This window comes from Nostoc sp., from assembly GCF_036917395.1.
Taxonomy (GTDB): Bacteria; Cyanobacteriota; Cyanobacteriia; order Cyanobacteriales; family Nostocaceae; genus Nostoc.
This window is the reverse complement of record NZ_JBALDI010000004.1, coordinates 1-21,387: the sequence shown is the minus strand read 5'-3', so window position 1 is coordinate 21,387 and position 21,387 is coordinate 1. Positions and strand designations below refer to the sequence as shown.

17 protein-coding genes are annotated in these 21,387 nt (G+C 43.2%); 10 read left to right on the top strand and 7 right to left on the bottom strand.

Features of this window, described 5'->3' with window-relative positions:
* Positions 1-184: 184 nt before the first annotated feature.
* A complete protein-coding gene (locus V7K46_RS02480) occupies positions 185-1,903 on the bottom strand; it encodes an ATP-binding protein (RefSeq protein ID WP_335110720.1) in 1,719 nt (572 codons plus the stop codon).
* Positions 1,904-2,123: 220 nt separating this feature from the next.
* Here V7K46_RS02480 and V7K46_RS02475 point away from each other — a divergent pair, with 220 nt between their 5' ends.
* The 3 genes from V7K46_RS02475 (at position 2,124) to V7K46_RS02465 (ending at position 6,469) form a co-directional block, all read left to right on the top strand.
* Positions 2,124-2,945 (top strand): SDR family oxidoreductase, encoded by an 822-nt coding sequence (locus V7K46_RS02475; RefSeq protein WP_335110718.1) that lies wholly within the window; start codon positions 2,124-2,126, stop codon positions 2,943-2,945.
* A gap of 640 nt (positions 2,946-3,585) precedes the next feature.
* The gene (gene dnaK, locus V7K46_RS02470; RefSeq protein ID WP_335110716.1) at positions 3,586-5,496 is read left to right on the top strand and encodes a molecular chaperone DnaK; all 1,911 of its coding nucleotides are present in this window, start codon (positions 3,586-3,588) and stop codon (positions 5,494-5,496) included.
* Between the two features lie 337 nt (positions 5,497-5,833).
* Positions 5,834-6,469 carry an acetoacetate decarboxylase family protein gene (locus V7K46_RS02465; protein ID WP_335110714.1) on the top strand — a complete coding sequence of 212 codons (636 nt, stop codon included), beginning with the start codon at positions 5,834-5,836 and terminating at the stop codon, positions 6,467-6,469.
* Positions 6,470-6,600: 131 nt separating this feature from the next.
* Here the strand turns inward: V7K46_RS02465 and V7K46_RS02460 are convergent, their stop codons facing one another.
* Both V7K46_RS02460 and V7K46_RS02455 read right to left on the bottom strand, forming a co-directional pair.
* Positions 6,601-6,756: a hypothetical protein gene (locus V7K46_RS02460; protein WP_335110712.1), complete on the bottom strand. Its 156-nt coding sequence runs from the start codon at positions 6,754-6,756 to the stop codon at positions 6,601-6,603.
* A gap of 32 nt (positions 6,757-6,788) precedes the next feature.
* Complete coding sequence (locus tag V7K46_RS02455) at positions 6,789-8,669, bottom strand: ABC transporter ATP-binding protein (RefSeq protein WP_335110710.1); 1,881 nt, start codon at positions 8,667-8,669, stop codon at positions 6,789-6,791.
* Between the two features lie 78 nt (positions 8,670-8,747).
* Between V7K46_RS02455 and V7K46_RS02450 the strand changes: the two genes are divergently transcribed.
* The 5 genes from V7K46_RS02450 (at position 8,748) to V7K46_RS02430 (ending at position 16,457) form a co-directional block, all read left to right on the top strand.
* On the top strand, positions 8,748-9,005 hold the full coding sequence (locus V7K46_RS02450) for a GNAT family N-acetyltransferase (protein ID WP_335110708.1): 258 nt from the start codon (positions 8,748-8,750) through the stop codon (positions 9,003-9,005).
* A gap of 153 nt (positions 9,006-9,158) precedes the next feature.
* Positions 9,159-11,882, top strand: a complete 2,724-nt coding sequence (locus V7K46_RS02445; RefSeq protein WP_335110706.1) for a CHAT domain-containing protein — start codon at positions 9,159-9,161, stop codon at positions 11,880-11,882.
* A 191-nt stretch (positions 11,883-12,073) separates the two neighbouring features.
* Positions 12,074-13,042, top strand: a complete 969-nt coding sequence (locus V7K46_RS02440; protein ID WP_335110704.1) for a DUF1822 family protein — start codon at positions 12,074-12,076, stop codon at positions 13,040-13,042.
* A 184-nt stretch (positions 13,043-13,226) separates the two neighbouring features.
* Positions 13,227-15,560 carry a CHASE2 domain-containing protein gene (locus V7K46_RS02435; RefSeq protein WP_335110702.1) on the top strand — a complete coding sequence of 778 codons (2,334 nt, stop codon included), beginning with the start codon at positions 13,227-13,229 and terminating at the stop codon, positions 15,558-15,560.
* Between the two features lie 84 nt (positions 15,561-15,644).
* Entirely contained in the window at positions 15,645-16,457 is an 813-nt protein-coding gene (locus V7K46_RS02430) for a DUF928 domain-containing protein (RefSeq protein WP_335110700.1), read from the top strand.
* A gap of 418 nt (positions 16,458-16,875) precedes the next feature.
* On the opposite strand, the gene V7K46_RS02425 is transcribed toward V7K46_RS02430, so the two are convergent.
* The 3 genes from V7K46_RS02425 to V7K46_RS02415 all read right to left on the bottom strand — a co-directional run bounded on the left by V7K46_RS02425 (position 16,876) and on the right by V7K46_RS02415 (position 18,989).
* The gene (locus V7K46_RS02425) at positions 16,876-18,027 is read right to left on the bottom strand and encodes an AI-2E family transporter (protein ID WP_334975193.1); all 1,152 of its coding nucleotides are present in this window, start codon (positions 18,025-18,027) and stop codon (positions 16,876-16,878) included.
* A gap of 90 nt (positions 18,028-18,117) precedes the next feature.
* Positions 18,118-18,309, bottom strand: a complete 192-nt coding sequence (locus tag V7K46_RS02420) for a hypothetical protein (RefSeq protein ID WP_335110698.1) — start codon at positions 18,307-18,309, stop codon at positions 18,118-18,120.
* A 119-nt stretch (positions 18,310-18,428) separates the two neighbouring features.
* Positions 18,429-18,989 carry a Uma2 family endonuclease gene (locus V7K46_RS02415; RefSeq protein ID WP_335110696.1) on the bottom strand — a complete coding sequence of 187 codons (561 nt, stop codon included), beginning with the start codon at positions 18,987-18,989 and terminating at the stop codon, positions 18,429-18,431.
* A gap of 30 nt (positions 18,990-19,019) precedes the next feature.
* Between V7K46_RS02415 and V7K46_RS02410 the strand changes: the two genes are divergently transcribed.
* Positions 19,020-19,286 (top strand): hypothetical protein, encoded by a 267-nt coding sequence (locus V7K46_RS02410; RefSeq protein ID WP_335110694.1) that lies wholly within the window; start codon positions 19,020-19,022, stop codon positions 19,284-19,286.
* A gap of 14 nt (positions 19,287-19,300) precedes the next feature.
* Here V7K46_RS02410 and V7K46_RS02405 read toward each other — a convergent pair whose 3' ends face one another.
* The gene (locus V7K46_RS02405; protein WP_335110692.1) at positions 19,301-19,660 is read right to left on the bottom strand and encodes a hypothetical protein; all 360 of its coding nucleotides are present in this window, start codon (positions 19,658-19,660) and stop codon (positions 19,301-19,303) included.
* Between the two features lie 55 nt (positions 19,661-19,715).
* On the opposite strand from V7K46_RS02405, the gene V7K46_RS02400 reads away from it, so the two are divergent.
* The coding region (locus V7K46_RS02400) for an NACHT domain-containing protein (protein WP_335110690.1) at positions 19,716-21,387 on the top strand (1,672 nt) is incomplete at its 3' end.

The following is a 21,387-nucleotide window of genomic DNA, read 5'->3' as shown; positions in this document are numbered from 1 at the left end:
CTTAATTCAAGAGTGACTAACAGCGTCTAGGTAGACATTTCACTACTACTTAAGAGGTTATAGCTATTTGTGTACTGATGACAGTGGTAGAACCGAACAATTCGAGCGCAATTTCCCCTCTAAGTGCGATGTCTACGACGGGCTACGCCTACGTAGTTATTTATAGGCTGAAAAACACTCGCGCTTACCTTGTTACCCGATCATGGCGATCGCTGATTGATAATTGTGCTAATTTCCCGACTCGAATCGGGATTGCAATTACAAACTCTGCACCCTGTCCCGGTGATGAAATGCACTCCAAAGATCCACCATGCTTTTCAGTAATTATCTGGTAGCTGATCGATAATCCCATACCAGTCCCCTTACCAATTGGTTTCGTGGTGAAAAAAGGGTCAAATAAACGCGACTGGATTTCTTCTGGAATTCCTGCTCCATTATCAGCAATCCGAATCACGGCATTTTCATTTACCTGTTCAGAAGAAATACGAATCAAGGGATTTGGACAAAGTTCTTTGTGGAAACCCTCTTCTAAAGCATCGATTGCATTTGCCAAGAGGTTCATAAATACCTGATTCATTTGCCCTGCAAAACACTGGATTTGAGGAATTTCACCATATTCTTTGACTACTTGAATTTGAGGGCGATTATTTTGTGCTTTGATTCGGTGTTGCAAAATTAACAGTGTACTGTCGATTCCTTCATGGAGATCAGCTGTTTTAAATTCAGCTTCATCCAAACGAGAGAAAATTCGTAGACTGAAGACAATTTCCCGAATGCGTCTAGCCCCCATCTTCATTGAGGTTAATATTTTAGGTAAATCTTCTGTTAGGTACTCAATATCTGCTTCTTCGTTAGCATTTTTAATTTCTGGCTCTGGGTAGGGATAATAATTTTGATAAAGCTTAATTAATTGCAGCAGCTGTTGAGTGTAATCATCAGCGTGTTGGAGGTTGCCGTAGATAAAATTAACCGGATTGTTGATTTCATGGGCAACTCCCGCCACTAGTTGACCCAGACTCGACATTTTTTCCGATTGAATTAATTGGATTTGGGTTTTTTGCAGGTCTTTTAGAGCTTGCTGAAGTTCTGCTTCTGCCTGATGGCGCTCGGTAATTTCGTCTCGCAATTGTTCGTTAGCATTGACCAACTCATCTCTGGAATGTTGCAGATCGTCCGCCATTTTGTTGAACGAAGTAGCTAACTCGCCAATTTCATCCTGGGAGCAAATACTAACTCTGGTGTCCAGCTTACCTTCAGCCAGATTCACCACAGCTTGCTGGAGTTGTTTAATCGGGTTGGAGATGCTTCTAGAGATTAAATAGCCTGCTGATAATGCCAGTATGCCACATCCCAAACTAATCACTGACGTGACAACAATATTTTTATGGGCTGTTGCTAGCGCTGCTTTGTAAAGTGGTGTATATTCCAAAATTACTGCACCAATAGTTTCACCGTTGCTAGTCTTAAAAGCAACAGCAATCAATTGAATCCCCTTTGGGTATTCAGAACTGGTCTCAACATAGGTTCTTGGTATACCATCGTAAATAGTTTTACCAACTTCATTATTTAAATCGCGATTTAATTGCGTACCAATGTCTTCCGGAACTACATCTGCCAGAATGATTTTATTGCGGTCTACAATCTCCAGATCATGCTGACGTTGCTTGTGTAGTGCTTGAACATACTCTTGCAACTGGGCTAGCATCTGATCTGGCGATCGCATCTTCTGTGACTCAAGCTCATGACTTACGAAATATCCCAGTAGTCCAGCAACTTCTTCAGCCTCTTGTTCAGCAAGATACTTAGCTATATTCAATTGCTGATTGGCACTAATTGCACCAATAGTTCCTGAGAGAGTAGCCATTCCTAAAATACCCGAAATTAATTTTTGGCTAATTTTCATTGCTTGCTCGAAACCTCAAGTGCTGGCTACTGTGCTGATTTAGTTTTAGGGAGTTTGCCCTGATTCTAAAATTCCCAGTTGTCAGCCTGTAAGCTACAGAATTAACAGCCATTAGCAAAATTTTTAATCTGGGTCTATTTTTGCGATGTGCCGCAGCTGTGCCCGTCGTAGACATCGCATTTTTTAGTAAATTAGCAATAGACTATCTCTAAGGCACTTTATGACTTCTTTTGAAACTTCAGTTGAAGATTTGGTACTAGTTGCTGGTGCCACTGGTGGAGTGGGGCAACTGGTGGTAGGCAAGCTGCTAGAAAAGGGTTTGAAAGTTCGCGTCTTGACACGCAATGCTGCAAAAGCTGAAGAGATGTTTAACCAAAGAGTGGAAATTGCCGTTGGTGACATCCGCCAGCCAGCTACACTGCCAGCCGCCATGCCAGATGTCACCCACATCATAAATTGTACTGGAACCACTGCCTTTCCCTCTACGAAATGGGACTTTGACCAATCCCCGAACTTGCTTGAATGGGGAACAATTTTTCTTAACCCCCAATCTAGTCAGGCAAAGGCAAAGAATAGTCCGGCAAAGGTCGATGCCCAAGGTGTAAGCAACCTAGTGGCAGCAGCACCCCGGAATTTGAAGCGATTCGTTTTCGTCTCTTCTTGTGGAATTCTCCGTAAAGATAAGTTTCCTTTTAGTATTCTTAATGCTTTTGGCGTCTTGGATGCCAAACAAAAGGGCGAGGAGTCCATTATTAATTCTGGATTACCCTACACTGTTATCCGCGCAGGACGCCTCATTGACGGGCCCTATACCTCATACGACCTCAATACCCTCCTGAAGGCAAAAACAGGGGGTAAATACGGTGTGGTAGTAGGTACAGGGGATACACTTTCGGGTGATGCCAGCCGGATTGACGTAGCCAGCGCTTGTGTGGAATGCCTTTTTCAGCCAAGTAGTGCTAGGAAAATCTTTGAACTCGTCAACCAAGGACAAAGACCACCTGTGATTGATTGGGAAACTCTTTTCTCTAGGCTTGAGTGAGTGCTGTTAGCGGATAGCTATGGTTGAGCCAGTGCTGAGTAATATTTTATCCAATGCCTTATACAACTCTTGGAGAGGCTGCGCCCTAAGCGTAGCTATGCCGCAGGCTTTACGGCTTACCTCGACTTCTCTACGAGACGCTCTTGCGTTCGCTCGGTACAAGTCGCTCAGTACAAGTGCCCAATCCACAAATATTGCCGATTATACGTAATTACGGAAGCGATGCCTGCAACGGGCTACGCCTACGCCCCTTTTAATCTCGTTCTATCCTCAGTGCTTTTGTAATTTATTACCTCTAAAGACGGCAAACACCACTCTGCCGTTACGGTTCACCCTAATTACTGAAAGTATTAATTCTCATACATTAGACAAAGAAAAGGAAATCAATCCATGAACCAACTAAAAAAACTATTTAGTTAGTTTAACCGTCCTAAGCAAGGTTCGGGAAACCACCCTTCATGGACTGGCTACCACTAAGCTTCAGTATATATATCAGCATAGTCTGGAGTTTTAACCCCAGGAAAGCCAAACCAAAGGTCTTCATGCTGAACTGGCTGATTTATTGACCCTGTTGGTTCAAAATTTAGTCCTTTATATTCTCATTCATTCATTTGTAGTTATACGGAGCCAGCACCTAAAAATGGCAAAAGTAGTTGGAATTGACTTAGGAACAACGAACTCCTGCGTGGCAGTGATGGAAGGTGGTAAACCCACAGTAATTGCTAATGCTGAAGGTTTTCGGACAACGCCATCAGTGGTCGCATTTGCGAAAAATGGTGACAACTTGGTTGGTCAAATCGCCAAACGCCAAGCGGTGATGAACCCCGAAAATACGTTTTACTCAGTCAAACGCTTTATCGGACGCCGCTACGACGAAGTTAGTAACGAAGCTACAGAAGTTTCTTACAAAGTCCTCAGCAGCAACGGCAATGTTAAATTAGATTGTCCTATAGTTGGTAAACCGTTTGCTCCGGAAGAAATTTCTGCAAAAGTTCTTCGCAAACTAGTTGAAGATGCCAGTAAATACCTGGGCGAAACCGTAACCCAAGCTGTAATCACCGTTCCGGCATACTTTAACGACTCCCAACGGCAAGCGACGAAAGACGCTGGTAAAATTGCAGGTATTGAAGTTCTGCGGATTATCAACGAGCCTACCGCTGCTTCTCTGGCATATGGATTTGACAAGAAGAGTAACGAAACCATTCTCGTATTTGACCTTGGTGGTGGTACCTTCGACGTATCTGTGCTGGAAGTAGGAGATGGAGTTTTTGAAGTACTAGCCACATCTGGTGATACCCACCTCGGTGGTGACGACTTCGATAAAAAAATAGTTGACTTCTTAGCTGAGAAGTTCAAGAAAGCCGAAGGCATTGAGCTGCGGAAAGACAAACAAGCCTTACAGCGTCTGACGGAAGCCGCAGAAAAAGCCAAAATTGAGCTTTCTAGCGTCAGCCAAGCAGAAATGAACCTGCCATTTATCACCGCTACCCAGGATGGACCCAAGCACCTGGATACAACCCTGACTCGCGCCCAGTTTGAAGAACTTTGCTCTGACTTAATCGACCGTTGCCGTATTCCTGTGGAAAACGCCCTCCGGGATGCCAAGTTAAACAAAGGCGATATTGATGAAGTGGTGTTAGTTGGTGGTTCTACCCGCATTCCCGCAGTCCAACAGATTGTGAAGCAGGTATTGGGTAAAGACCCCAACCAAAGCGTCAACCCTGATGAAGTCGTAGCAGTTGGTGCAGCCATTCAAGCCGGGGTACTGGCTGGTGATGTAACTGGCATCTTGCTGTTAGATGTGACACCGTTATCTTTGGGTGTAGAAACCTTAGGCGGCGTGATGACCAAAATTATCCCCCGCAACACGACAATTCCCACCAAAAAATCGGAAGTCTTCTCCACCGCAGTGGATGGTCAAACCAACGTAGAAATTCACGTCCTCCAAGGTGAACGCGAATTCTCTAACGATAACAAGAGCTTGGGAACCTTCCGCCTCGATGGTATTCCTGCTGCACCACGCGGTGTTCCTCAAATTGAAGTAGTGTTCGACATTGATGCCAACGGTATCCTTAACGTCACCGCTAAGGACAAGGGTACTGCTAAAGAACAGTCCATCAGTATAACTGGTGCTTCCACCCTGGATAAAAATGACGTTGACCGGATGGTGAGAGAAGCTGAACAAAACGCTTCATCTGACAAAGAACGGCGTGAAAAGATTGAACGCAAGAACCAAGCCGACTCCTTAGCATACCAAGCTGAGAAGCAGCTACAAGAATTGGGCGATAAAGTTCCCCCTGCTGACAAGACCAAAGTTGAAGGTTTGGTGAAAGAACTGCGGGAAGCAGTTGCTAAAGAAGACGATGAGCAAATCAAGAAGCTCACCCCAGAATTGCAACAAGCCCTATTCGCTGTTGGTAGCAATATCTATCAACAAGCTGGTGGCGGTGCTACACCAGGTACTGAACCTCAAGATAGCGGTTCCAGTTCCACATCTAGCTCTGGTAGTGGCGACGATGTGATTGACGCTGATTTTACAGAGAGCAAATAATTCCCCCACCTCTTTTGGGAAGATTATTTTGTCCCACCTCATATTTCCCACCCATGCAAATGCCTGGGTGGGGATTTTTTTATATGCCGATTTGCTAAGAGATAATAGGTTAGAACTTACACAAAAATCGCTCTTAATTAATTTCTCGAACCGCCAACTCTTGAAGACACTACGTAAACGCCTCTGGTCAGAAAAGAACGCCAATAAATCGTATAATCTACGTAAGTACTATGGGTGATAAGTAGAGCAAAAGTTAAAAGATAAAAAGCAAAAGTAAAAATTTTTACTTTTTACTTTCTCAATCCAAAATCCAAAATTTAAAATCTAAAATCGTTCTATGCCATATCCACAAGCACCTTGGACACTTCAAGGCTACGCGATCCAAACTCTGCATTTGGTAAATATTGACCGAGTGCGCCCCTTGATTCCTTTAGAGCTAAAAATTCTTTCTGTATGGCCTGGTAAAACTCTCGCTAGCGTGTATTTATCTAATTATCAGTCAGGCTCGGTACTGGAGTACAGTGAGTTAATTATTGCCCCCGCTTTGGTTAATTACCAGAGCAAAATCGGCGCTTGGATTTCTCACATTTATGTAGATAATGCTGATTCAGTGGCTGGTGGTCGAGAAATTTGGGGACTACCGAAGGAACCAGCTGAGTTTACCTGGGAACAAGGAGAGCGTATTACTGTGCATCAGGAAAACCGGAAGCTGTGTAGTCTTAACTATAATCGGCAGAACTTGGCATGGCGACAATGGTTAAGTGCCTCTACTTTCAGCACCAAGGGTGCTGATTTGCTGATATTCCCTGCTGCATTTGAGTCTATATTGGGTTTGATTAGTTCTAAGTTAGAAATCCCCGCCGAAAGTCCTTTTTCTGGAATAGGTTTAGGTCAGCCTTGGTTAACTGTGCGTTGTGAGCAGATGAGTCTGCGGGTGGATGCGCCAAAAGTCGTAGGTCACATGGGTATCTAGTACACTGTGGCATAAGTTTACCTACTTTTAACAAGGGGATTTTGCCCTTTAGCTTGTCTAGTTAATTGAGAGATTAAAACTTACAATGATTTAGGTAAAATAAATTAAGCAAGAACGTCGCAGCATGGTTGCTAAATGGATAGTTGCCAACTTGCGATCGCACACTGGAGATAGATGATTTCAGCACGTCTACAGGTTTGCTGAAAGTGCCAGTAGTGTTGTATATCGAACACCAGTGCTGCTTCTGGTTGATTGAGTGCAGATTGCGATCGCGCTAACGCAAACAAATACCAACCCCGATGATACGACCTTTCCCAATCTAAGTTCCCAACATCTGCAAGTTATGTAAAGTAGCGTAAAGTCCTCCCTGTTGCAGTAGTTGATCATGACTTCCCTGCTCGATTAATTCGCCACGCTTCAGAACAAAAATCCGGTCTACATTGCGAATCGTAGACAGGCGGTGAGCGATAATAATCGCAGTACGTCTGAGCAAAAGCTCGTTTAATGCTTCTTGAACTAAAGCTTCTGTGCCAACATCTAAACTAGCAGTAGCTTCATCTAGTACCAAAATTTGGGGATTGCGAATGGCAGCCCGCGCAAAGGCTAAAAGTTGCTTTTGACCACTAGAAATATTTGTACCCCGTTCTCGAAGTTGAGTATCATACCCTTGGGGTAGTTCTTCTATAAACTGGGCAACATTGGTTTGCTCTGCTGCTTGTTGAATCTGTTCAACAGTATAGCCATCTCCTAAAGAAATGTTGCTTTTAACATCGCCAGCAAACAAAAAGCCTTCTTGGAAAATTACCGCCATGTAGCGCCGCAATTCTGCCTGTGGTACCTCCCGAATATCGATACCGTCGATGAGAATGCGTCCTTGGGTGGGTTCGTAGAGGCGGCACAAAAGACGGATGATTGATGTTTTACCCGCACCTGTGGGGCCAACTAATGCCACTTTTTCACCAGGATGAATGGTGAAATCTAAATCTTTAATTACGTAATCATCATTTTTGTAAGCAAACCAGACGTGATCAAAGCGAATTTCTCCCAGATCAGGCGGGGAAGTCAGGTCTGGGGATTCTTGATTTGCAACTATCTCGTCTATATAGCCGAATTTAGCATCAAATATTGAGAAGCGCACATTGGCGCGATCGCGGATTTCTATCGGTTCATCTAATATATCGCCTACGCGTTCAATGGCAGTGAAACCAGCTTGAATTACCGTAAATTTTTCCGCAAAATCCCTTAAAGGGTCAAATAATCGCTGGGCATACAATATAAACGCAGATAAAGTTCCAAAAGTCAAGCTTTTTCCCAATAGTAACCAACCACCTACCAACAAAACAGCTGCGATCGCAATCAGACCAATCCATTCCAAGGTTGCTGAAATAAATGAATCATAAAAGATGGTTTGATCCATTTGCTGAGTGTATTGACTGTTCGTGGCGCGAAACAATTCGGCATTGAATTTTTCCCTGCGGAACAACTGCACCACGTTAATACCGAGGACATTTTCTTGTAGCTGTGAGTTCAGGGTAGAAAGTTCTTCCCGTCCTTTGTAATTGGCTTTGCGGTACTGTTGCTGAATGTAAACAATTAACCACGTAACTGGTAACAACATCAATAGCAGCAAGCAAGTGAGTTGCCATTGGATGGAAAACATTAAACCCAAAATCACCAGCATAGAAAACAAATTGGACACAATGCCAATTGCCCCAGTAGAAAAGACATCGCCTAACACTTCCACATCGCTGGTAATTCTGGTGATTAATTTACCTACGGGCGTGCGGTCAAAAAAGCGTACTGCTAAAGATGTCACATGCTGGAATAAGTCTTGGCGAATTGCTAGGGTGATTTGTTGCCCTAACTTCTGGACTAGATAACCCTGGTAGCCTGTCACAATCAATCGGATTGCGATCGAAATTACCAATAATCCCTCTAGGATATTTAGCCCTTGCGACAAGGGGCGATTCCTGAGAAATTCGTAAGTGCTTGGTTCATTGCGAATTAGGGAGATAGTTTGGCCAATCAACAGTGGTTGTATGGCATTAGCTAGCGCGATCGGTATGAGTAGGCACATCGACAGCGTTAACAGTCCTCCACTACGACGGGCATAAGGCACTAAACGCAAAAACAACCGCCAGTCATTTTCACTGCGGCGATGTTGTGTATAAGATTTTTTCAGAGATTGGTAGATGCTCATAGTAAGAGCATTATATTAATGTTTGCAAAAAAAAAATACGCTTGTTTAAAGTAGTGTTTGGCCTCCTGCTCTGATATCATGCCTGAGATAGAAACTGCAAGACTGCTACTAAGACCATATACTCCTCAAGACCTGGATGAACTTGCTCCCATTTTGAGCAACCCAGCAGTTATGAGGTATTCACCCAGAGGGCCGATACCAAAAGATCAGGTCAAAAAAGTAACACAGGAAATGTTAAAATTTTTTATTACACACTGGCAACAGCACGGTTTTGGTGTCTGGGCTGTAGTGGAAAAAGCCACCGCCAAATTAAATCGAACGGCTCCGGGTAAGTAGAGATTTTAGCCAGTAAAACCTCATCCAACCCACGAAAAATAAGATTGTGGAAGGCTCAGAGATAAGTAATGGATGTGAATGGTAACATTACCCTGGTAGCCCAAACACCTACAGTTAATCCTGTGCGTTCTTGGTTATCACTTATCTTTTGTCATGCTTGTGACTAAACCAACTACGATTTTTGGCGCGAATTCTGTAAAAATTAAAAGGCAAAAGCAGCCAGGGTGTTGGGAGAAGACCACGCTAGCTCACTTTTTACGTTTGCCTTTGTACTTCCTAATAGCTTTGCTATGCATCCTTAGTTCACCCGTACTGGCAAAAGTTCCTGGCTCAATTAATTCCTCATCCCAACTACCAATTAATAGTCTTATGTCGCTGGCTGTGGCCGCTGACCCCGCCTCACTATTAAAGCAGGGTCAAATTTTATACAATGTTGGAAACTTTACTAAGGCGGTAGAAGTGTTACAACAGGCTGTCCAAGCATCTAAGCAGCAAGGGGACAGCCTCAGCCTGGCAGTAACACTAAGTAATCTTTCCCTAGCTTACCAGCAACTGGGTGCATGGATTCAGGCACAGCAGGCAATTACAGAAAGCTTAAATTTGCTCAAAGGACTGGATGAAAACCAAAATCTGCAAAAAATATTTGCCCAATCACTGGATATTCAAGGTCGTCTCCAACTAACAATGGGACAGGTCGAGGAGGCTTTAGAAACTTGGCGGCGGACGGAAAAAATTTACAGGCAAGCAGATGATCAAAGCGGTGTGGTGCGATCGCTAATCAATCAAGCACAGGCGTTGCGAAGCCAAGGACTTTACCCTCGGGCTGTGAAAACACTCGAAGAGATAAGTCAGACGTTAAAATCTCAACCAGACTCTAGAGAAAAGACAGTGAGTTTGCGATCGCTCGGTGATGCCCTTTTGGTAGTGGGAAATTTGAAAGATTCATACCAGGCGCTAGAAGAAAGTCTGATAATTGCTCAACATCTGCAATCAAGCACTGATATTGCGGCAAGTCTGTTCAGTCTGGGGAATCATGCCCGTAAAAAACAAGACAATATACAAGCGATCGCCTATTATCAACGAACAGTCACAGCATCTCCTTCATCCCTGACAAAAGTCCAAGCGCAACTCAATCAACTGAGCCTACTCATTGAAGATCAACGATGGGCAGAGGTTCACACTCTCTCACCATTGATTGAGTCTCAACTCGATCAACTCCCCCTCAGCCGTGCTAGTATTTACGCTAAAATTAACTATTCACAAAGTATCTTAAAAATCAAGAGTGGTGTGTTACCAACATCTAGCCAGAATTACTACTCTGGATTCAGCACAAAAGACTCAGTAGTATTACTTGCCAGAGCCATCCAGCAATCCCGCAGTTTAGGGGACAAGCAAGCAGAAGCCTATGCTCTGAAAAGTTTAGGCGGTTTGTACGAAGAAACCGGACAGTGGTCAAAAGCGCAAGACCTGACCCTGCAAGGATTAGCTTTGGCACAGAGCAGCAATGCACCAGAAATTATCTATACCTTGGAGTGGCAGTTAGGTAGATTGCTTCGGGCACAAAAAGATATTAATGGTGCGATTAGGGCATATGATCTTGCTGTGGAAACCCTTCAGTCTCTCCGCAGAGATTTAATAGTCAGTAATGTAGTGAATCAGGATGTGCAATTCACCTTCCGGGACAGCGTAGAACCCGTCTACCGAGAGTCAGTAGAGTTACTGCTGAAATCCCAAAAAGAAAAATCAGATGAAAAAATATTGGAGAAAGCACGAGAGCGGATTGAAGCACTCCAACTAGCAGAATTGGACAACTTCTTCCAGGAAGCTTGCCTGCAAGGTCAGAGAGTAGCCCTCGATCAAGTGGTAGAAAAAGAAAATGCTACGGCTGCCATCCTCTATCCGATTATTCTTCAAAAAGAACTCCAGGTAATTGTCAAAATTCCCAAACAACCCTTGCAAAGCTACACTACTCAGATTTCCCGAACAGAAGTAGAGAAACTCTTACTAGAACTGCAAAAAAATCTTGTAGATCCCACCGCTACCAAAGCCGTCCAAACCCACTCGCACCAAGTTTATAACTGGCTACTCAAACCGATTGAGTCAGAATTGCAAAAAAGTCGGGTAGATACCCTAGTGTTCGTCTTAGATGGTCCGTTACGCAATTTACCAATGGCAGCTCTCTACGATGGCAAGAAATACTTGGTAGAGAAATATGCAATTGCTCTGAGCGTGGGTCTGCAACTCCTCAGCCCTAAACCACTGGTAAAACAGCAACTAAGAGCGCTAACCGCAGGACTGACTAAGCCGCCACCAGGTTTTTCCAACTTTGCACCGTTGCTTGCGATCGAATCTGAATTCGACGGAATTAGCAAAGCAGGAATCTCGACAACTAGCTTACTAGATAAAGATTTTAAGAAAAAGAATTTAGAGAGTAAGATTGGTGCTGCTCCATTCAACATAGTGCATTTAGCAACTCACGGCCAGTTTAGTTCCCGCCTTGAAGACACTTTTATTTTGGATTTTGATGGTGAGATCAATGTCAAGGATTTTGATACTCTCTTCAGCAATCAGGGTAAAACCATAGTAGAACTATTAGTTTTGAGTGCTTGCCAAACAGCAACAGGAGACAAGCGTGCAACACTGGGTCTTGCAGGAGCAGCTGTCCGAGCTGGGGCACGCAGTACCATAGCCTCGCTGTGGCAGATTGATGATGAATCGACAGCAATGTTTGTTAGTGCCTTCTATCAAAAACTCAACAGTGGCAAAATCACCAAAGCCAAAGCTGTCCACCTTGCCCAGTTACAACTGCTGCAACATCCTAACTACAAGGCACCTAGCTTTTGGTCTGCCTATGTGTTAATTGGCAATTGGTTGTGATTTGGGGATTGGGGACTGGGAACAAAGAAAATTAGAGACTCATTCATCTCTTTAAGAACTCCGTTCATCCACCTCAGAACCTCAAACCTCTCAATCCCCAATTTTCTAATAATCATTCTCTATTTTGTGGCATAAATTTAGTGAATGCGGGTGATATGTATATAGCAGCATTGATCGCTAGGGATTGACTTATGAATAACCCCACCTATGAGCTAGACGATTTCGCTTTAACATTGCCGATTTCCCAATCAGCTCACATAACTGCCCAGCAATTTGCTAACCAGCAGCCAAATCCTGAAAAAGCAGAACAAGTTCGGCTAAATACGCTGGCTGTGTGGGTGGTGAATGACTACTTGGAAATGATGGATATTCCTACTGACCTCCAAGCTAGTGACAGCTGGAATTCCATCATGCGCCTCTGTGGGAATATAGCTGACTTAGAGGTGCCCTCAGTTGGTCGTCTAGAGTGTCGTCCTGTACAGGAACACCAGCAGATATGTTCCATTCCTCCAGAAACCTGGGAAGAACGGGTAGGTTATTTAGTAGTTCAATTTGATGAATCGCTCCAAGAAGCGAGGCTGCTTGGTTTTATGCCTAGTGTCGCAACTGAAACACTGCCTTTAGAACAACTGCAACCATTGGAAGCGTTTATCGACCACCTGAGTCAACTGCGCCAATCCCCAGTTAGTTCACTGGTCAATTTAAGTCAGTGGTTTGCTGGTATGTTTGAGACAGGTTGGCAGACTATTGAATCCCTGTGGAACGTGCCGGAACTCAGACCAGGTTATGCCTTTCGCAGTACTGAAACTTTGGAACTAAATACCCTTAACGAACCAGAATCAATTACTAAACGGGCAAAACTGATTGATTTGGGTATCCAAATTCTCAACCAACCCGTCATGTTAATTGTGGAAATCAGCCTAGAAGAAGATCAACAAACCAGTATTCGTCTCCAATTGCACGCCACTGGGAATCAAATCTACTTGCCCCCAGGAGTTCATCTCACCGTTCTAGATAGTTCGGGAGCAGTATTTCTAAATGCTCAATCGAGAAAATTAGACAATTATATTCAGTTGCAGTTTCGCGGTGAACCTACAGAGCAATTTAGCGTTAGGGTAGCTATCAATGATATTAGCATTACCGAATATTTTCGGATTTGAAACATATAGCTATTTTCCCTGTTTGTTGGTAATTTATTAAGTGGTAATTGGTTAATTAAAAATTAAAAGTGAAAAATTCAAGCCAGCTTTTAGGGATTTTTCAAAAATTCTGTAAAAGCTTGTGGAGCTTGTTATGAGACATTAGAACAGGGCATGATTTTGCACAGGGAGATTAGTGACAGTCATGGGTAAGTTAGTGGTTCTGAAATTCGGAGAGGGTAGTTTTGAGCAGGGGTTTGCTGTTACTCTCCAAATTGGTGAAGAACACGAGCGTGCTGCAACAGAAATCACGGGGAGGCTACCTTCATTCCCTGAAATGCCGCTCTATTACAGTCATTGGCAGTCTAGTTATCGGCAGATAGGCAATCGTTATCGCCTCCATGCTGACCAAATGCAGGTGACGAATGTATCGATGATTCAAGACTGCGAAAACACTTCCCATATTTTGCGGGCACGTTTTAATACCTGGCTGCGAGCAGAGGAGTTTCGCCCTTTGAGGGAAAAATGGTTAGAAAGATTGTCGTCCACGGAAGAAGTGCGGGTGATTCTGCAAACAGAAAATAGCCAATTGCAACTATTACCCTGGCATCTGTGGGATTTGTTAGAACGCTACCCCAAGGCTGAAATCGCCCTTTCTTCACCATCCTACGATCGCATTCACAAGCCACGCGCTCCAAATAAATTAGTCAACATTTTAGCAATTGTGGGCAATAGTCAGGGGATTGACACCCAGGCTGATCTAGCTTTACTGCAACAGTGTGCTAATGCAAAGGTCAGCTTTCTGGTAGAACCACAACGTAAGGAATTGACTGACCATCTCTGGGGAAAAAACTGGGATATTCTCTTCTTTGCTGGGCACAGTTCCAGTAACAAAAATGGAGAAAGTGGACGAATTTACCTGAATAAAACTGATAGCCTTACCATTGGCGAGTTAAAGTACGCTCTTAGGAAAGCCATTGAAAACGGTTTGCAACTAGCTATATTCAACTCCTGTGATGGATTGGGATTGGCGCGAGAATTAGCTGATTTGCAAATTCCTCAAATGATCGTCATGCGCGAACCGGTTCCAGACCAGGTTGCTAAGGAGTTTTTACAGTATTTTCTCGAAGGCTTTGCCAATGGGAAGTCTTTATATCAAGCGGTACGCCAAGGGCGGGAACGATTGCAAGGACTTGAGGATCGATTTCCCTGTGCGACTTGGCTACCAATGATTTGCCAAAATCCAGCCCAGACACCACCTACTTGGGATGAATTAAGGTCTACAAAAACTGAAGATATACCGAATTTAGCTTACTCTCACAAACGCAGATTTACGATAACTTTGTTATCGAGTTTGGCGATTACAGCCTTGGTTTGTGGGGTGAGATGGTTAGGATTGGTGGAAAGTCCAGAGATGCAAGCCTTTGACCAGATGATGCGATCGCGCCCTGCGGAAGGACGAGATTCGCGCCTGCTGGTAATCACAATTGATGATAATGATCTGGAAATTCAACGACAAAATGGCGAGTCCTTGATTGGAGCTTCCATTTCCGAAAAATCACTCAATAAACTCCTGGCAAAACTGAATCAGTACCAACCCAGAGCGATCGGCTTGGATATCTACCGTGATTTCAAAGCCAAGGACAAAGATTTAATTACTCGTCTGCAAAAAACTCAGAACTTGATTGGCGTATGTAAGGGGAGCGATGGCACAGTAAATATTGCAGGCACTAAGCCGCCACCAGAAATCCCCAAAACAAATCTGGGATTCAGTGACTTTATTCATGATCATGATGGAGTTATACGTCGGCATCTCCTGTTCATGAACCCGGAGGCGACATCGTTGTGTCCTGCTGAGTATGCCTTCAGTTTCAAACTAGCCGATCTTTATTTGCGACCTTTAGGAATTCAAACAAAGTTCACCCCTGAAGGGAATTTGCAGGTGGGTAAAACTATTTTTCCAAATCTGAAATCTCACGCTGGCGGCTATCAAAATATTGATGCTAATGGCGGTCAAATCTTACTTAACTACCGTTCTTCAAAGGAGATAGCCCAACAGGTAAACCTAACCAAATTTTTATCTAGTCAGATTGACGCCAGTGCTATCAAAAACAGGATTATTTTGATTGGTGTGACAGCAAAGGGGGATTCTCCAGACACCTGGGCTACACCTTATGGCGCTCCTTTTTATGAGCAAATGTCAGGAGTGTTAGTACAAGCCCATATGATCAGCCAGATCCTCAGTGCTGTCCAGGATGGGCGGCCGTTGCTGCGGGTTTGGTCACTGTGGGCTGAGGTGGGCTGGATTTGGGGCTGGTCTTTCTTAGGGGGAATCCTGGCTTGCCGAAAGCTTTCGTTTTTTTGGTTGGCATTGGGAGCCAGTATTGCCTCTAGTGTTCTGTATATAGTTTGCTTTAGTCTGTTAATTTTGGGTGCTTGGGTGCCGTTTGTACCGTCAGCTTTATCGTTGGTAGCCACGCTTGGCTTGATGTCAATTTATAATGCAAAAATAAAACATTGGGCGATGAGCCAGAAATAGGGAATAAGGAAAGGTTTTTTGATTAAATTTTTGGAGAATCAGCAGCTAAATCTAGAAGATTTACATATTTAAGGGAAGGTTTTTATGAAGTCAAATTCACAACCGATAAAACTGTTTGTAGTAGTAGCTTTTAGCTGCACTAGTTTACTAGTTAGCCTGACTCCAGTCCTTGCAAAACCAACTCTTAGTTCTTCACTTAGCGATCGTAATGCTAAAACGACTCTTGCTCAAGCCACAAGCTTTAATCTACCTCCACTTCCACCTGGCCCCCCTCCTGGAGGTCGGGTTCGTGGTGGAGCGAAGCGTGGGGAACCGATATGTCCACTTACTAAACCTAAGCTGACTGCTTTAGTGCCCTTTACTGAGTCAGCTAACTCAGTGATCAATGTCTGGGGACAGACAACCCTAGAACGCCCAAGTTGGTTTTTCTATGTGCCGTATACCAAAGATTCGCCCTATGAAGTTGAATTTGTGCTGCAAGATCAGGACTCTAACGAGATTTCCCGCCCACCGATCGCTCTACCAGATAAACCAGGAGTCATCCGCATTTCTCTACCTTCCACTGCTCCTGCTTTGGCACTAAACAAACAATATCGCTGGTTTTTCACCATTAACTGTAACAAGCAAACGATTTCCCCCCCGACTTTCGTCGAAGGGGTGATTGTCCGAGTCGAACTAAATCCAACCGTTGTCAAAAAGCTACAAACACCAGAACTTCTAAAGCAGTATGCTATTTATGCTGAAAACGGGATATGGTACGACGCAGTGACGATACTGGCTCAACTGCGTCAGAAAAATCCTAAAGATGCAGCACTGCAAGCAGAGTGGCGGCATTTGTTAGATCAGATCCATTTAGATGATATTGCAGCTGAACCGATTGTCTCAAAGCAACCTTAGACTAAGAAACACAAAAAATACTACGGTGTATACACAAGTCCTAAAAACCTAATTTTTTAGGGTGTATTATTCCTGAGGGTACGGCACTATCCCAGATTTTCGGTTTACCCCAAGAGTAGGAAAGCGATCGCTATATTAGTGTTATTCCTGAAAGTACTGCACCATCACAGATTTTCGATGCGTTAGGACTAATGTCCATAATGCTCCCTACGAGATCCAAGCCAATATGTAAAGTTTTCCGACTTATATCTACACGGTAGCCACTAGGGGAGGGACTGCTGTTGAGAGGTGAGGTAGGAATCACAAGTAATTTACCGGACATGATATCAAACGCGCAGAAACAAGATCCCCGACTTCTCTAAGAAGTCGGGGATCTAAGGGTTGCAATTCTCACAAATCAAATCGGATTGCTATATAACTAATCTTCTTTTTGCAAGATATCATGATCAATCGGTCGCTCCTTTTTAATATCAGGACTTTCTGCTGTCCAATAGTCATCTACTTCAGGAGATTCAGAAACCATCACAAACTCAGTCTCTTTTCTATGGTTATTTCCCCATTGATCCAAAACATCTTTAATTAACACCTCTTGCACCCAAATTTTAGCGACGACAGTTAAAGGTAGTGCTAGAAATAATCCTAAAAAGCCAAAGAAAGTCACGAAAAATAACTGGGAAATTAAGGTTACAGCTGGTAGCAATGAGACTTGATGCGCCATGACAATCGGCGTGATGAAATTACTCTCAATCTGTTGAATAAAAAAGTAGAGAATCAAGACAGCAACTGCTTTCCAGGGTTCATCCAACAGAGCGATCGCCATTGCTGGTATTACACTCAGCGTTGGGCCGAGGTTGGGAATTAAGTTCAAAAATCCTGCCAAAACCCCTAAAGCAAGTGCTGCTTTTACACCCAAAATAGATAAGCCAATTACACTCATCAACCCGACTACACCCATAGCAATGAGAGCGCCTATTACCCATCCCCCCAAGGAGACTTCGCATTGATCTAAAATCCCTTCGACTCGTCGCCGATAAAATGAGGGGAAAAGCCGCACAAAGACTTTGCGATAAGCCACAGGATTGGCTAATGTCATTCCGGTTAAAACTAGCACTAGTAAAACCTTGAGGACAATTTCCAAGGAGCCAGACACAAAGGCGAAGGAGTTTCCTAATACCCGATTGGCAATGGGCTGTGCTTGTTGGATCAGACTGTTTAAATCTGGGATGTAAGGAATCAATTCAGTAGGAATGCGGGTTCTCAGACCGTCAAGCCAACTATTAAAGCGTCCAAAACCTTGGGGAACCCGATAGGTTAGTTCTTGAAACTGCTGGGCAAAAGGTGGCACAATTAGCCAGAAAAAACCCACGATTCCGGCAAAAAAGATAGCGACTGAGAGAAGGACAGCGAATCCACGCTTCATACCTGAGCGTTGGAAGCGTTTCGCTAACCGATTTAAGGTGGTGGCTAACACAACTGCGGCAAACACGAGCAAAAGTACTTCCCGAATTTGCCACAGGATGTATAAAGAAAGAACTATGGCGATTAAGCCGATCCATTGACCGAGTTTCACAGGCTGACTTCCAACGGTTGGCGAGATGCAATTTTGTTGTAATTCAGCTAGGTTAGCTGATTTTAGTAACTTGTGCGTAAATGGTTTGAGTTAATTTTGTTTCTGTGCTTGGAATCGCCACAGTAGCGCGATCGCCATAATCACAATCGGCAAAAATATTATAATCAGCGCATTGGTTGCTGTCGGCAGAATTGATAGACTTGGCCCTGCATACTTAATTAATACCGATAACAAAGCCGAGAGTAAAAGCAGTTTCAGAACAAATCCTAGTTGATTTTCCATAAAAACACGGCATACAAATTTTTATGGTACATACGAATTTGCGCTGTACCGTCCAGTTTCTACAATAAACCTACAGATACAATCCTTTCCAACTTTCTCTAGGAAATGCGATCGCTTTTTTACGTCAAACTCAACCAGCCAAAAACTTGTTCTACAGTCAGTTCTAATTCGATACCCTCCAGGATGGGTAATTTATCAGCACCTTCGTATAATTCCAATCGCTGTCCAGGAAAAATCCCCAGCACACTTTCGTCTTCTGGGTTGATTAACCAGCCGAGTTCAGTACCATTGCGTGAACAATGCAATAATTTACTCAATACTTTTTTTAACCTTTGGTCTGGGGACAGAATCTCAATTGCCCAGTCGGGATGAATATCAAAGCGGTTAGCAATTCTGCTAGATGAAGTTTTAAGAATTCTATCCCAGCGAAACACACACATATCAGGGACGATAGAAGCACCGCCAAAGGTGCAACGCAGTTCTGAGAAAGCGTAAGCAATTTTTTGACTTTCAGTTACGTTATTAATCACATTACAAAATTTAGTCTGTAGTCGGCTATGTTCACCTTGGGGCATTGGTTTTTGAATAATTTCTCCGTTGATAAAATCTGATGCTGGCTCAGTTTCTGGCAGTTTCAGGAACTCTTCTAAAGTTAGTTGGGGTTGAGTTGCGATCGCCATAGTGAGTGAAATAGAGGGGATGATTTAATTATGTGCGTTAGCGATCGCCTACTCTTAGAGTTTGCTACCTCTCCTATACCTCGCAAACTCAAGCTGTTAATTCAGCTTTGCATTTGGAATGCAATCGCACTTTTACTTGGTACAATATTAATCCAATTGCGATCGCCATCGGAAAGGGCGGGTACGCCATCGCTTTGCAGACAAAGCCGAGATTGGATTGACAAACCTAGACGCAGACAGCAATTCTCAATCCAAAATCTGGCGTTGCGCTTTCAGTGCACCAAAGGTGCGACCTAAAATCCAAAATGGTATTACTTGGACAAAACCACGCTTTGACGCACAGTACGCTTGCGATCGCTTTTACGAGTACCTCCAGCCATCTGATATTCATGGCTATTGTTACCATATTTATAAGCAATACCACGCAAAATTTTCTCAGAATAGTCTGCTAAATCTTGTTCATTTTCGATGAGCTGGGTTAGTAAGACATCAATAGTAGAGAGGGTGGTATTATATGCTTCTAGAGATTTTCGGAGGCTTTCAATTTTCTCAGTATAATCTTTGACTGTTAAACTTTCTCCGACATCGAGAGTTGGACTAATAGATTTAATGCTTGCTAAACGTACTTCAGCTTTGCCCAAACTACGTGAATTGCGTTTTCTCCTCGCCATAATTAATACTCGTTTTCTAAATTTCCGATAACTCTTGTTTTTGCGGTTATCTGATTTGGCTGAAGCTAAAGAAGAAATTATCGATGCTATTCCTCGAATTATTGAGAGAGATTATCCAATAACAGCAAAATCTATCAAATATTTATTAGAAGATAAATTAAAGAATGGTAAATGTCTTTTACTTTTAGACGCTTTGGATGAAGTTCCACAACAATATCGCCTTCGTTTAAAAGAAAGGCTCAACCGTTTTCTGAGAACTTATAACTGTCCAATTATTTGCACTTCCAGAATTGTCGGTTATAGTGGTGCTTTTGTAGATAGTGCTAAGGAAGTTGAAATTGTTCCTTTTAGTCAAAAGCAAACAGAAGCATATATTCAAATTTGGTTTAAAAATGCGGCTGGTTATATTGAGGATGATTCTGTTTCCGCAGAAGGGCTGATTGTTGAAATACAAAATAAACCACAAATTGCTGGTTTAGCGCAAAATCCTCTACTTTTATCTTTGCTGTGTAGCTTATATCAAACCAAAGGGCTGACGCTTCCCGCACGTCGCGCCCAGGTTTATGAAAAAGCTGTAGATTATATGTTGAATCAATGGAGGAATGATAATAATCGATTATCCTCCGAAAATGTGATTGCTAAAAAGAAATTATTGGCTGAACTGGCATATAACTTTAGCAGCGAAGGCAAAGAAGTTTTTTCTCGTGATGAATTGCATAATGGAATTGAAAAATCTTTAAACAAGCAAGAAATCCGCGATTTCCAAAAGAAGACTATTGAGGAATTAATTAAAGAACTTTCGGAAGCAGATGGAATTATTCAAAAGCTTTCACGAGAGGGAGAGCAATATTTATTTTTACATCGCACTTTTCAGGAATATTTCACAGCATATTATCTCAATCAAGCCATCGCAAATAATCAGAGTGATGGTATTGCTTTAGCAAAAAAACTATTTTGGGAATATGATTCTCATGAAACTTTGACTTTATTGGCAAGTTTAATAAATAGTCCCATGCTGTTGATAGAAGCGTTGTTTAAAGAAAAGGATGATATTTTTCAGACGCTGTTATTATTAGCGGGGAGATGTATTGTTGAAGTTCAGCAGAATAGAGAGGCTTCTGGTGGAATCAGCCAAAATCCAGAATTAATTGCCGAGATAATCAAGAAAATTTACAAGTTGTGGCGACGTTACCCCAACGTTATTTTTATTGAATTGGTTGTAGTGGCATTGGGAAAAGTCAATCCGCAGATGTCTCAGAAATTAATCGCCGCCCTCAAGGACTCTAATTCTGACGTGAGATACTACGCGGCATCGGCTTTGGGTAAAATTGGCAATGCAGAAGCTGTGCCGGAATTAATCGCCGCCCTCAAGGACTCTGAATCTGACGTGAGAGGCTGCGCGGCATCGGCTTTGGGTAAAATTGGCAATGCAGAAGCTGTGCCGGAATTAATCGCCGCCCTCAAGGACTCTGAATCTGACGTGAGAGGCTACGCGGCATCGGTTTTGGGTAATATTGGCAATGCAGAAGCTGTGCCGGAATTAATCGCCGCCCTCAAGGACTCTAATTCTGACGTGAGAGGCTACGCGGCATCGGCTTTGGGTAAAATTGGCAATGCAGAAGCTGTGCGGGGATTAATCGCCGCCCTCAAGGACTCTGAATCTGACGTGAGATACTACGCGGCATCGGCTTTGGGTAAAATTGGCAATGCAGAAGCTGTGCCGGAAT

What these genes read in the sequence shown, in the direction of transcription:
- V7K46_RS02430 (WP_335110700.1), top strand. Translation starts at nt 15,645, where the DNA reads ATGAAGTCAAATTCACAACCGATAAAACTGTTTGTAGTAGTAGCTTTT.
- V7K46_RS02440 (WP_335110704.1), top strand. Translation starts at nt 12,074, where the DNA reads ATGAATAACCCCACCTATGAGCTAGACGATTTCGCTTTAACATTGCCG.
- V7K46_RS02415 (WP_335110696.1), bottom strand. Translation starts at nt 18,989, where the DNA reads ATGGCGATCGCAACTCAACCCCAACTAACTTTAGAAGAGTTCCTGAAA.
- V7K46_RS02405 (WP_335110692.1), bottom strand. Translation starts at nt 19,660, where the DNA reads ATGGCGAGGAGAAAACGCAATTCACGTAGTTTGGGCAAAGCTGAAGTA.
- V7K46_RS02455 (WP_335110710.1), bottom strand. Translation starts at nt 8,669, where the DNA reads ATGAGCATCTACCAATCTCTGAAAAAATCTTATACACAACATCGCCGC.
- dnaK (WP_335110716.1), top strand. Translation starts at nt 3,586, where the DNA reads ATGGCAAAAGTAGTTGGAATTGACTTAGGAACAACGAACTCCTGCGTG.
- V7K46_RS02420 (WP_335110698.1), bottom strand. Translation starts at nt 18,309, where the DNA reads ATGGAAAATCAACTAGGATTTGTTCTGAAACTGCTTTTACTCTCGGCT.
- V7K46_RS02465 (WP_335110714.1), top strand. Translation starts at nt 5,834, where the DNA reads ATGCCATATCCACAAGCACCTTGGACACTTCAAGGCTACGCGATCCAA.
- V7K46_RS02475 (WP_335110718.1), top strand. Translation starts at nt 2,124, where the DNA reads ATGACTTCTTTTGAAACTTCAGTTGAAGATTTGGTACTAGTTGCTGGT.
- V7K46_RS02480 (WP_335110720.1), bottom strand. Translation starts at nt 1,903, where the DNA reads ATGAAAATTAGCCAAAAATTAATTTCGGGTATTTTAGGAATGGCTACT.
- V7K46_RS02445 (WP_335110706.1), top strand. Translation starts at nt 9,159, where the DNA reads ATGCTTGTGACTAAACCAACTACGATTTTTGGCGCGAATTCTGTAAAA.
- V7K46_RS02450 (WP_335110708.1), top strand. Translation starts at nt 8,748, where the DNA reads ATGCCTGAGATAGAAACTGCAAGACTGCTACTAAGACCATATACTCCT.
- V7K46_RS02435 (WP_335110702.1), top strand. Translation starts at nt 13,227, where the DNA reads ATGGGTAAGTTAGTGGTTCTGAAATTCGGAGAGGGTAGTTTTGAGCAG.
- V7K46_RS02410 (WP_335110694.1), top strand. Translation starts at nt 19,020, where the DNA reads ATGTGCGTTAGCGATCGCCTACTCTTAGAGTTTGCTACCTCTCCTATA.